Genomic DNA, 12513 nt, shown 5'->3' with positions numbered 1-12513 from the left:
CTGTTGAAGTAACTGGTAAGATTGTTGAGTCTCCTGCGAAAGGTCAAGACTTCGAACTTGCTGCAACTGACGTTAAAGTTGTTGGTTGGGTTGAAGACGCAGAAACTTACCCAATGGCGAAGACTCGTCACTCTATCGAGTACCTTCGTGAAGTAGCGCACCTACGTCCACGTACTAACGTAATCGGTGCTGTTGCGCGTGTTCGTAACTGCCTATCTCAAGCAATTCACCGCTTCTACCACGAGCAAGGTTTCTTCTGGGTATCTGCTCCACTGATCACAGCTTCTGATGCAGAAGGTGCTGGTGAGATGTTCCGCGTTTCTACGCTAGACATGGAAAACCTACCTCGCACAGAGAAAGGCGATGTTGATTACAACGAAGATTTCTTCGGTAAAGAGACATTCCTAACGGTATCAGGTCAGCTAAACGCAGAAGCTTACGCTTGTGCACTAAGCAAAGTTTACACGTTCGGTCCTACGTTCCGTGCTGAAAACTCAAACACAAGCCGCCACCTAGCTGAGTTCTGGATGGTTGAGCCTGAAGTTGCATTTGCTGACCTAGAAGATATCGCTAAGCTATCTGAAGATATGCTTAAGTTCGTATTCAAAGCGGTACTCGAAGAGTGTCGTGATGACCTTGAGTTCTTCGCTCAGCGTATCGACAAACAAGCAATTACTCGTCTAGAGCAGTTCGTTTCTTCTGACTTCGCTCAAGTTGACTACACTGACGCAATCCAAATCTTGCTAGATTCTGGTCGTGAGTTCGAGTTCCCTGTTGAATGGGGTATCGATATGTCTTCTGAGCACGAGCGTTTCCTAGCTGAAGAGCACTTCAAAGCACCTGTAATCGTGAAGAACTACCCGAAAGACATCAAAGCATTCTACATGCGTGCTAACGATGATGGTAAGACGGTAGCTGCAATGGACGTACTAGCTCCGGGTATCGGTGAGATCATCGGTGGTTCTCAGCGTGAAGAGCGTCTGGATATTCTTGACGAGCGTATGCGTGAAGTCGGTATCGATCCAGAGCACATGAACTGGTACCGCGATCTACGTAAATACGGCACAGTGCCACACGCAGGCTTCGGTCTTGGCTTTGAGCGTCTAGTATCTTACGTTACTGGCATGGGCAACGTTCGTGACGTGATCCCGTTCCCACGTACGCCACGCTCTGCAAACTTCTAATCGCTTCTCGATTTGAATGTAAAAACCTCCGCATTGTCGGAGGTTTTTTTATGTCTTCAGCACGGCACATTAACAACGCGTTTTGCACACTTACTTATCAAGTTTGATATTAGAAAATCAGCAACAAACGAGCTAATGTAAAGGTATCTTCAAGATAATAGAGAGATAAAAAATGAAACTATTCAAAATCGAAGATCTTTCATATAACGGTGTTGAAGAAGGCGTACATAGCTGGGATCACCCGCAAGGTAGTCAACCCTATTACTGGCATCCTGATTGGTTACATATCGCAGAAGACATCACAGGGATGCATGGCAAAAAGCCACTTGATATAGAAAGCGGTGAGACGCCAAGTGAAGAGCACGCTAAACAAGCAATCATCGACCATCTCAATGACAAACATGGTCAATAACGATCTTCAGCCTCTATCGAGGCTGAATTTTTAAGACTTAATGGCTATTTCCATCTGCTTTGGTTGCGTAACGTATGCTTAACCAACACAAGCCCAGCATAACGAAAGGAATTGCCGCTGCGGTATACTCAGTCCATGCCGACTCGGCAAATGATTTAGCCAAAATCAGATGGCCAAATACCAACAGCCCCGCGCACACAATGGCAATGCCAATTAAACGAAATTCATGCTTTGTACTTTGCTTTTCCATGCTCAACCTCATCTCGTCAGAACGCAGATATTGAAACATGGAAAAGCGAAACCATAGCAGTACAGTTTCTACGATAAACAGCCAAACAGTCTTTGCCGTTTCTTAAACTCTCACTTTTTGCGCGACTCTATCTAATGCCGCTTTGATATTGCTCTCAAATTCAAATGAGGCATTTAATCTTATACAGTTCTGATACTGTTGCTGCGAGCTAAACAATCTTCCATATCCAATTGAAATGCCTTCTTGTTTTAGTTCTTGATACAGCTCGTAACTATCTAGATCTCTGCCCAGCTCTAACCACAGAAAATAGCCACCTTCAGGTGTGTGAACGCGGCAACATTCAGGGAAGTTGTGATGAATATACTCCACGTAATCATTTTGCCTTTCCTGCATGAGTCGCCGAAGTTTACGCAGATGGTTATCGTAGCTTTCATACTGAAGATAATGAGCCACACCTTGTTGTACTGGAGAGCTACCCGACAACGTTGAAATCAGCTGCTGCTTTTGTATTTGCTTACCAAATTGGCGGCTAACCACCCAGCCAATCCTATATCCAGGGCATAGAGATTTGGAGAACGAGCCACATGTCAAAACTCGATCTTGCGTATCCCAAAATTTCAATGGTTTCGGTTTTTGATCACCAAAATAGAGTTCAGAATAGACATCATCTTCAATCAGAATCACATCATATTGGTTCGCTAACTCGACAATGCGCTGCTTAACGTGATCACTTAACGTAACCCCTGTCGGGTTCTGGAAGTTAGGCATTAACCAACTTGATTTCGCCCCCTGTTGGAAAGCTTTTTCCAGCGCAGCCATATCAATTCCACCTTCAGTCCCCATGGGTACTGGCAAGACAGATAAGTGGTGTCGTTTGGCAGCTTGTAGAGCGCCATAAAAAGAGGGGGACTCTATAACAACCTTGTCACCTGGACGCGTCGAGACTTGCAAGCTTAAGTTTAGCCCTTCCATTGCCCCTGCAGTCACTACTATATCGTCTGCCGAAATGTTGACACCTTGATTGAGGTAACGCTGCGCGATTATACGCCTGAGATCTTCATTGCCTGGTGGCATGTCTTGAATAATGGACTGTGACGACATCTTACGCCCTGCACTTGCTAGATGCCGTGTTAACGTAGCGAAGGGATACAAGTCAGGAGCAGGAAGTGCCGACCCTAGTGCGACAGTAGAGTGAATGTTGGTCTGCAAAAACTCATACAGTTCATCATTATACGCAGGTCGGATACTAGGCGACTCACCGACGTCAACTCGCTCCATTTGTGAGGTGACAAAGTATCCAGATTGTGGCTTAGCAATCAACCAGCCCTCTGATTCAAGTAGTTGATAGGCTTGTAGAACCGTCGCCGCACTCACTGAATAGTTTTGGCTTGCCTTGCGCACTGATGGAATTTTTTCTCCAGCACGCCAAGTGTTACTCATGATTTGTTGCTTAATATCGTCGGCCAACTCTTGATAGCGATTCATACTTCCCTCTCATCAATGCAGGCAAACATACCACAATCGGAATCAAAGTCAGTGCTAGAGCACGAATCTTCCATTCATTCGTTATAGCGGACTCCGTTTGTTGAGATTGGTCACATTAATTATTTAATGCTTTGTTACATTTATCACTCTTTAGTGAACTGAATAACCTTACTAAATGGATAATTATAATGACTAAATACAACGAAACTCATATCGAATACAAAGGCGAAAGTAATGGTGTTCACAGTTGGACATCTCCATCTGGCCAACCTTACTACTGGCACCCAGATTGGCTGCACATCGCCGAAGACGCGACTGGTTCTCACCCTCGTCAAGATATTGAGTTGACGGAAGGTGAAAAGCCAACTGAGCAACACGCGGTGAAAGCGATTCTATCTCACCTAAACGAATGGGCTAAAAGTAAGCTAAGTTCAAATCCTGATATTGAAACTCAAGCGCGCGAATCAGAAATCAATCTTAAGAAATAACCAGCCATTTACCTCTGTTGCGTGCCTCCGCGCACGCAACATTTACGCATTCAACCTCACCGTTCTGCCCTACACTATCTTTAGTTGTATTCCCACACTAATGCTAATGTTGTAAAAATGTATTAATTTTCGAAATTTACCGATATGATTCCGGGTCTTTTTTATTGATAACGACTATGGATGTCTAGAATTATCACAAAGGGATAGCGATAACCTAAGGGCTAGAAAATGGTGAACTCTAATTATAACGTGTCTCTCACAGTTAAATTGTACGTGATAGCCGCACTTATTTTTGGTACATACGGTGGCCGTGTATGCCCTATGCTTGAAACCCTGACCGCGAGTGAGATCTTACTTCACGTCGCCATCACTTTTTTGGGTATCTTCCTATTCAGACATTTCCTGCTTAAAGAACATTCTCTCGTCCACGAAAATCGCCTGGCTCGCCTTGACGCCACTCTGTTTTTCTTTGGAAGCATCCCCCTGGCTATTTTTTACAACCTACAGTATGACTTCACCTTAGATAGCAATCTAAAAGTACTATTTGGACTCACTCTCTTCGGTTTTTTCACCGGTCTTATTCTTCAGTTAGTCGCTAAACTCAATCAGTTTGAGCAAATATCCGGCGACCAGAATTATAGCTTCACGCTCAATGGAGAAAGACAATCATTAGTTAAGCAGATGATCATGATGGTTAGCTTGCTGCTAATTACGTTAACAACAATGTTAGCGATGATCGCCGTGAAAGATATCTTCTGGCTCGAGCATAATCCAGAGCGTGTACTGGATGGTACAGGAAAAATAAGCGTCATTAAGGAGTTTATCTATATTTCCGTAGTACTCGGTGCGTATGCAATAACGATTATGGTCCTATGGTCAAAACTGATGAAGAAGATATTACTTGCTCAAGAGTGTTCATTAGTTGAAGTAACCAAGGGCAAAACCGATACTCGCCTACCAATCTTTGAATATAATGAACTTGGTTCAATGGCGTCTCTAACCAATGAAATGCTCGACAGCTTACAATCAAGCCAAGAAGAGGTAAAAACCACTCGTGACGTCGCCATCATCAGCTTGTCTGCACTAGCTGAATCTAGAGACAATGAAACTGGCGCGCATATCTTGCGTACTCAAGAGTATATTCGCGCGCTAGCAAACTACCTAAGTCAATTTGGGCAACATAAGGCATTGCTGACACCGAGCTACATTGAGTTACTCTATAAGTCGGCTCCTCTCCATGATGTCGGTAAAGTCGGTATCCCTGACAGTATTCTGCTAAAACCCGGGAAGTTGACTGATGAAGAGTTTGAAATAATGAAAGGCCATCCAGAAATTGGGGCACAAGCTCTCTCAATGGCAGAGAAACAGTTAGGCAGCAATAGCTTCCTTCAGTTGGCAAAAGAGATTTCGTTAACCCACCATGAGAAATGGGACGGCTCAGGGTACCCAAATCAACTGAGCGGCCAGGATATTCCTTTATCGGGCCGTTTGATGGCGATTGCTGATGTATACGATGCTCTCATTTCAGAGCGCGTTTACAAAAAAGCCTTTAGTCATGAGAAAGCAAAAGCGATCATTTTAGAAGGGAATGGTAGTCACTTTGATCCTGAACTGGTAGACGCCTTCTTAGCTATTGAACATGAGTTTGTCGCTATCGCTGACAAATATCGGGATATGGAACGAAAAGAGAACGAAATGGAATTGAATAAAGTTTCTTAGGCGTAGCCTACAAGAGTTGAAGAGCGCCTGATGTATCAGGCGCTTTTTGGTTCTATTGAATCGTGATAGTACGCTCAACAGTTTCACCATTAACTTCTAAGCTGAGTTTCACTACATCGCCAGCCTGAAGCGGAGTACTTATCTGCGCTAAATACGCATACTTAATGGTTGTTTGCAATGAAGAGTAGATCCCAACCAAGTTTTGTTCATCAACAATTTTATAGTATGCACCGCCTGTTTGCTCAGAGACTTCCTTAAGGTCGATTTCATTTGCTCCTGCGCCAACGGCAACTGAGTGGACAGGAATAGAATTAGCGACAGCTGTATCAATCAAACCAGCTCTATCTCTGAACGTACTGTTACCATCAGTCATCACAAATACTCGTTTGATGGCATTATTACGTAATAGAAGTGCAGCTAAAGAATCACCAATTGCGCCTTCAAGCTCAGTACCGCCACCCCAGCGATAATAACTATTTGTACTATTGATTCCATCAGTGCGAGAGGCATGACTTGCATCCACTTGGCTTCCCATCCACATGTGAGACTCAGGGTTGTAAAAATCAACGGCAAAGTGCAATTTACTTTTATCACTCACAAAACTCTCGTCTGAGTAATCGAAGACTACGTTATCGCCATCAATGTCCGAAAACGAGTAATCAGCCAACACTGTATTGTTGATAAGCTCCACATCATGGTCGAATGCCATTATACCAATTTCATCAAAATCGCTTTTTTCTGAAACAAACTGATGCGCAGCTAAAGCCGTCAAGCGATGCAATGAATATGTATTACCATTAGCATCAGTCACAGCGTCACCATTCTCGTCAGTTACTGAAGAATACATTGAGCCACTGCCATCCAATGCAATAACATTACTACTTGCCACACCTAATTGGTCAGATGAATTTAGTGAAGAAATCGTCAACGGTTGATCATTTACGCTCACCGTAAATGCTGATTTGGTTAACTGTATAACGGCATTATTAGTGACCGTATCTGTTACAGAGAACATTAACTCATCACCGCTTGCTTTTTGGATCGCACTAATAGCGTATGTCGCCGATGCAGGTATCGTTGAGGCGACCACATCTGTTACGTTATCGGTATCACTTTGTTCAAAGTTTTCAGCGTGAGCTTTTAGCTCTTTAAAGCCATCAAGGTTTGCACTGATTACCGAACTTTCATTGACCTCTTCATCTATGTCTATCTGTAGTGTAAATACACCACAAGCGTCACTAGTCGTTGCCTCACCGATTTGATTGCCATCGGCATCTTCCATACTAACGGTCGCATTGGCCATAGGCTGATAACCATCCGGTACGTTAGGACAGTCAGCGCTATAGGCTATAAACGTATCACGCGTTATAGCTCGCGCACTTCTTGCATTGAGCCCTTCGGGAATTACAAGTGAGCCAGAGTAAGTTGAAACTTGATCTGTTGACCCTGAGTTTTCATTAACTGAGCCGCTATCACTGCCGCCACTGCTACCGCCTCCACATGCAGTAATCGCAAGTGCCGATGACAAAACCACTAATGTATTTCTAAACACCCTGTCTCTCCTTTATGGTTGTTTCGACAGCTAGATTATTAAATTCCTCACATATGAAGAATGGTAATACGGCTTAACATTGAGAAATTGCATGGGTTTCATCGCTTACAATCCGTTTATGAGCGGTGACAAAATCATCAACATAGAAAGATAAATGAAAACCCTATGCTTGATTCAACGCATGTACATGACAAAAAACTCATAGAAATAGTGAGTTCAATTAAAATCGCACCCAAATAGAAATTTTGTTTACTTTCGTACTCATTAACGGTTGTACCTAAGTAGGGAGAAAGGTATAAATAGCGGTATACCCACTTCGACTAACACGGATGATCAAAATGTTTGAAAAAGTAGTTGCTGCTCCAGCTGATCCTATTCTTGGCCTTACTGAAGAGTTTAAAAAAGACGCTCGTGCAGAGAAAATCAACCTTGGCGTTGGTATTTACAAAAATGAGCAAGGTGAAACGCCTGTTCTTGCAACCGTTAAAAAAGCTGAAGCTGCTTTAATTGAAACGGAAAAAACTAAGTCTTACTTAACGATCGAAGGCACAGCAGAATACGCTCTAGCTGTTCAGAAGCTTCTGTTTGGGGCAGATTCAGACATCGTTGCAAGCAAGTCAGCAAAAACAGCGCAAGCTCCAGGTGGTACTGGTGCACTTCGTGTTGCTGGTGAATTTATTAAACGCCAGCTAGGCGACGCAAAGATTTGGATCAGTAACCCTACATGGGCAAACCATAACGGCGTATTTACTGCCGCAGGTATCGAAACTGCCCAGTACAGCTACTACAACGCAGAAACAAAAGACAAAGACTTCGCTTCTATGGTTGCGGATCTAGAAAAAGCATCCGAAGGTGATATTGTTCTTCTGCACGGCTGTTGCCACAACCCTACGGGTATCGATCCAACAGCAGAAGAGTGGGAAGTGCTAGCTAAGCTAGTGGCAGACAAAAAGTTACTTCCACTGTTTGATTTTGCATACCAAGGTTTTGCGAAAGGTGTTGAAGAAGACGCTCAAGGTCTACGCATCTTTGCTCAATACAACAAAGAGATTCTAGTCGCGAGTTCATTCTCGAAAAACTTCGGCCTATATAATGAGCGTGTAGGCGCATTCACACTTGTTGCTGAATCTGAAGAAGTTGCCAGCACTGCGTTCTCTCAAGTAAAAGCTATCATCCGTTCTATTTACTCGAACCCACCAGCTCACGGTAGTGCTGTCGTGACTCACATTCTGAATAACGCTGAACTGCGCGCAGAGTGGGAAGCAGAAGTCGCGGAAATGCGTGACCGTATCCAAGAGATGCGCGAATTATTTGTTAGCACGTTGAAAGAGCAAGGTGTTGATGCTGACTTTAGCTTCATCGAACGTCAAAACGGTATGTTCTCTTTCTCGGGTTTAAGCAAAGAGCAAGTAAACCGCCTGAAAGAAGAGTTTGGTATTTACATCGTCGGTTCTGGTCGCATCAGCGTAGCAGGTATGACGAAAGCAAACATGCTGCCACTGTGTAAAGGGATCGCTGCGGTACTATAATCCGAACCTAAAGATACGTAAAAGCCAGCGGTAAGCTGGCTTTTTCTTTTCTCGGCCGAAAAGCCTAATAATAAAACCTCATCGACAACCCGCCTTCGTTTGTTGTCGCTGTATCTTTATGTCTATGCTTGTAAAAACCGCCGAGCGATATTCTAGCTGTGAGGAAGTAATCCCCTCGCAAGATATAAACTTCTTCGTCCAAAACGTCACTTCGTCGAATCTCTGCAGAACCTTCAACATCCCAGTTTTCAGAAATGTTATAGCGCAACGCAGCGCTGCCTGTAATCATAAATCGGTTGTCTTTGGATATCGATTTGTCCGTTTCATTATTGGTTTGATGTGCCCAAAGTAGGCCTGTTTTCATACCAGCAAGAAAGTCTAACCCTTCAACAACCTCATAACGGTAGAACGCACCAGGAAGCAAAGTATAGATTTCTGTCGTTGTCTCATCTGGATGGATGTATCGCGCTTCATACTCAAGCGTCACAAACAAATCATCCATCACCTGATAGTGACCGCCAAGCACAAACGAAGATACATCACTATTAACGCCTATGTACTCGTCCAACGAGCCTGCACTCACTTCAGCGTAAAGGTATTCATAATCCATCGACTGATAGTCTGAAGCTTCGTCAGCATAAGTGTTAATTGAAAAGGTCAAAATGAAGGGAGCTAGCCATTTATAATTTTTTGCGTCCATGCTTACCTCTGCTATTCGCTCTTACGACGACAGTGAAGATAACTGTTGTGCTTATAACTATAATATAGCGTTGTTTTAAAGACTTATGGGTGTCCTGACGCAAAGAATTTTGTTAATGCTTGAGTTAGAAACCCCCTTAAAAGAGAAAGGCCTCTGCTGAGGCCTTATAGAGTAATCATAAACTCATCTTGCTGTAATCGCTCGATGTTTGCATGAGATCGGTTACTCATGCGCTCTAGTTGATCGTTATCTAACTCGTAAGGCATCACTAGTTTGATTTCTTCTATGCCTTCACTTTTCGCTAACTGAACCAATGTGACAATATTAACCTCATCACTTCGACTCGCTGACAGTGACTTTAACGCTTGTTCCCACAAGCGGTCTTCAACCGATACTGAATCTTTAATCGTATTCTTCCAAGCCAAGCTAAAGATTGGCGCAAAAGTGCTCATCGCTTCTAAGAAAGTCCATCTCTTACTACACGAGGCTCCGAGAAAAGAAGTATAGTCAAACACGACACTTGTCTTGCCTTGATGCTCCATATCATCCCCCGTAATAACGGCAACACAGTGTTCCAAATATCCACCATCAGGCTGGATATAGCAATAGGATATAAAACAATAGTCTTTTATACCCCTTCTCCGTTTGAAAAAGCTATATAAAAACCAATCCTGTAACAACATGTGAACAACCTGAATAAATAAGAAATCGGTTGCTTAATATTTTGGTCATCAAATAATTTCAAACGTTTAGCGTACATCTACAATACGGCTGGCTTTTTTGTACTGCACACGCCAACCTTGCCATTTAGGAAGTTCCCACCGTTTAGGATCTCCTTTGCGAAGACCGTTTTTATAGACGACATAAATCAGCTTCTTCTTGGCGTGGTATTCTACATTTAGATTTAAGTCACCTAATTGAAGCTCAAACGGGTAGGTTTGAGAGAAGTCATCATACTCCCAATAAGGTATTCCTGAAAACTCGAAGTCCTCCGGCCCAAATAGCTCTAGCTCTGAAACTTCACTAAGTTCCAACATTTCTAACTGTTCACTGAACCAACTTTCAAAAGTGAGGGACTCAGTATTATGATCTTGCTCAGCAAGCCCCAAAGCAATATACAACTTCCAATGTTCTATCTGCCTATTCATTTCTGCTGCGAAGCCAGGCAACATCTCTCCCCGCATAACGGCTTCTAACAGAGGTTTAATCGCAAACTCACCCTGCGCAGGCTCTAAACGGGTCGCGACAACGCGCCCAGCATAGTTGAGCTCTAAATTGAGCATTGGCTGTTCATCAACATTCACGACATCCCCTTGCTGCCAATCCCCTAATCCCAGATTATCAATGATGGTTAGATCAGCTGGCATGGTGACAGTCGCGAGGTTTAACGTCTGCTTAACCCCTCTCCCCGGGAGACTATGTGTGTCTAATATGATCGCAGCTTGTGCTTGATTCTTAAGTCTTGAGTTTCGCCCTAGCACCACCTCAAAATGCCCATTAGACATCGCTTCTTGACGTTTCTCTCTCCGAACAAACAGTAACTCCGGATGTAAACTAGCAATGGCTTCAACTAACAACCGGTGCTCATAGCGTGAAGCCACAGACAATTGCGGTAACTCAAATGCCTCTCTCATCTGATTAGACAAGCCTCGCGCCTCTTTGATGACTTCGCTGTCAACAGTCACTCCGGAAACAACATCTCCACGAATCAGTCGGATCGCCAGTTGACCATCACAGCCCAGCGGCTCTTCTATGCTTAACTTCTCTAATAACTCTTCGTTTGAAGACAATCGATATAGGCTAGCTGGAGTCGCTAATACGGCAGTAAGATCAACCATGGCTTCTTTAAGCGGCTTCGTTGGCATGCGGCTTACTAAATCCGCATAGAGAGCATCAATTGGCAGCGTGTAAATAGTACGTCCATGCTCTGTCGCTAAGCCTTGCTCATCAATAGCGTTCATAGCACGAAGTATATTGGTCGCTTGGTTAAACGACTTTTCGGGCAGCGGTTCGAGGAACTTAAGCTCGCTAATCGCATAACCGCAACTTGCTGAAGCTAACATTGCCTCTGTTAGTGTTTCACGGTGCAGTTCTGGTGGTGTCACTTCGACTAATGCAGCATGTTCACCATACAAACGGATGCAAATACCATCCATAACTCGGCCAGCTCGACCACTTCGCTGCTTCGCACTGGCTTTAGAAATATGCTTTAAGCTTAAAGCTGTGCGCCCATTTCGCTGTTCAGTACGGCGCTCAAGTCCAGAATCGATCACAGCGACAATGTTTGGAATCGTAAGCGAAGTTTCAGCAACATTGGTAGCTAAGACCACTTTTTTAATGGGTTGTTGATTTAATGCACGTTGACGCTGCTCATCAGTCACTGACGCATGTAATGGAGTCACTATAATGTTTTCAATCGACTTGAGCTCCGATTGACATTGAGTGATCTCCTTACGGCCAGGTAGAAATACCAAGATATCGCCTTCTACATCGAGCAAAGCTTCAACTTCAGCCTTTACTCTTTTTTCTAGATTACGCCCGTCAGGCAGTTGACGAGAGTCAGTAGCTCGGTGACCAATAGAAACATGGTAATTGCGACCTTCTGCATATAGACGTTCCGCCCCAATGTAGGTTGCTAACTTGTTGCCTTCAATAGTTGCGGAAGTGACCACCAAACGTTTCGTTTTTTCTTTTGTGAGCAGAGCAACCAGCAGATCCGTATCCCAACGCCTTTCATGAAACTCATCGACTATAATAGTGGAAAAATCATTTAGCCGATTTTCAGCGTACCAGCGTAACGCTACCCCTGGTGTGACGAATACAATTTGAGTATTCTCATCACAGCAATTTTCTAGCTTAATTGCGTACCCCACAGAACAACCAAGCGGCTCATTTTTTTGCTCTGCTATAAACTGAGCGAGCGAGGTGCAAGCAATACGTCTTGGTTCAACAACTAACACTCTCCCAGACTCTGCCGCCCAAACGGGTAAACAGGTGGATTTTCCCGAACCAGTTTCAGCTTCAACAATAAGATCATGAGTCTGAATCTGGTGTAAAAACGTGGTTTTAATGGCGTTAATTGGCAGGTCGTTCATCGTTTGTATCTAGTTAACGGCTGGGCCGTGAAGTATATCTTGAAACTGGGCTACTTTGCAGGATTATCAGTTTACAACACAGCATTGAATCCCTATCAT

Annotated in this window: 11 protein-coding genes; 5 read left to right on the top strand and 6 right to left on the bottom strand. The window is 43.8% G+C overall.

All coding sequences use genetic code 11. From position 1 onward, the window contains the following. A partial coding sequence (gene asnS / locus AC4MRV_RS12370) for an asparagine--tRNA ligase (RefSeq protein WP_491187642.1) occupies positions 1 to 1184 on the top strand: 1184 nt, incomplete at its 5' end. A 172-nt stretch (positions 1185 to 1356) separates the two neighbouring features. Beyond that, positions 1357 to 1596 carry a hypothetical protein gene (locus AC4MRV_RS12365; protein ID WP_491187641.1) on the top strand — a complete coding sequence of 80 codons (240 nt, stop codon included), beginning with the start codon at positions 1357 to 1359 and terminating at the stop codon, positions 1594 to 1596. Between the two features lie 37 nt (positions 1597 to 1633). On the opposite strand, the gene AC4MRV_RS12360 is transcribed toward AC4MRV_RS12365, so the two are convergent. After that, a complete protein-coding gene (locus AC4MRV_RS12360; protein ID WP_491187640.1) occupies positions 1634 to 1846 on the bottom strand; it encodes a hypothetical protein in 213 nt (70 codons plus the stop codon). Positions 1847 to 1948: 102 nt separating this feature from the next. Beyond that, on the bottom strand, positions 1949 to 3331 hold the full coding sequence (locus tag AC4MRV_RS12355; RefSeq protein WP_491187639.1) for an aminotransferase-like domain-containing protein: 1383 nt from the start codon (positions 3329 to 3331) through the stop codon (positions 1949 to 1951). A 188-nt stretch (positions 3332 to 3519) separates the two neighbouring features. Between AC4MRV_RS12355 and AC4MRV_RS12350 the strand changes: the two genes are divergently transcribed. Together AC4MRV_RS12350 and AC4MRV_RS12345 are read left to right on the top strand one after the other, a co-directional pair. After that, on the top strand, positions 3520 to 3819 hold the full coding sequence (locus AC4MRV_RS12350; protein ID WP_491187638.1) for a hypothetical protein: 300 nt from the start codon (positions 3520 to 3522) through the stop codon (positions 3817 to 3819). A 228-nt stretch (positions 3820 to 4047) separates the two neighbouring features. Continuing rightward, a complete protein-coding gene (locus AC4MRV_RS12345) occupies positions 4048 to 5538 on the top strand; it encodes an HD-GYP domain-containing protein (RefSeq protein WP_491187637.1) in 1491 nt (496 codons plus the stop codon). A 52-nt stretch (positions 5539 to 5590) separates the two neighbouring features. Here the strand turns inward: AC4MRV_RS12345 and AC4MRV_RS12340 are convergent, their stop codons facing one another. After that, positions 5591 to 7090 carry a vWA domain-containing protein gene (locus tag AC4MRV_RS12340; protein ID WP_491187636.1) on the bottom strand — a complete coding sequence of 500 codons (1500 nt, stop codon included), beginning with the start codon at positions 7088 to 7090 and terminating at the stop codon, positions 5591 to 5593. Positions 7091 to 7428: 338 nt separating this feature from the next. Between AC4MRV_RS12340 and AC4MRV_RS12335 the strand changes: the two genes are divergently transcribed. Continuing rightward, entirely contained in the window at positions 7429 to 8619 is a 1191-nt protein-coding gene (locus AC4MRV_RS12335) for an amino acid aminotransferase (protein WP_491187635.1), read from the top strand. A 64-nt stretch (positions 8620 to 8683) separates the two neighbouring features. Here the strand turns inward: AC4MRV_RS12335 and AC4MRV_RS12330 are convergent, their stop codons facing one another. The 3 genes from AC4MRV_RS12330 to AC4MRV_RS12320 form a co-directional block, all read right to left on the bottom strand. Beyond that, the gene (locus AC4MRV_RS12330) at positions 8684 to 9319 is read right to left on the bottom strand and encodes a porin family protein (RefSeq protein WP_491187634.1); all 636 of its coding nucleotides are present in this window, start codon (positions 9317 to 9319) and stop codon (positions 8684 to 8686) included. A 164-nt stretch (positions 9320 to 9483) separates the two neighbouring features. Further along, a complete protein-coding gene (locus tag AC4MRV_RS12325) occupies positions 9484 to 9861 on the bottom strand; it encodes a transporter (protein WP_491187643.1) in 378 nt (125 codons plus the stop codon). A 207-nt stretch (positions 9862 to 10068) separates the two neighbouring features. After that, positions 10069 to 12414 carry a DEAD/DEAH box helicase gene (locus tag AC4MRV_RS12320; protein ID WP_491187633.1) on the bottom strand — a complete coding sequence of 782 codons (2346 nt, stop codon included), beginning with the start codon at positions 12412 to 12414 and terminating at the stop codon, positions 10069 to 10071. Between the last annotated feature and the right edge of the window lie 99 nt (positions 12415 to 12513).

Source organism: Vibrio sp. (assembly GCF_984391705.1).
This window is presented reverse-complemented; position numbering and strand designations above follow the sequence as displayed.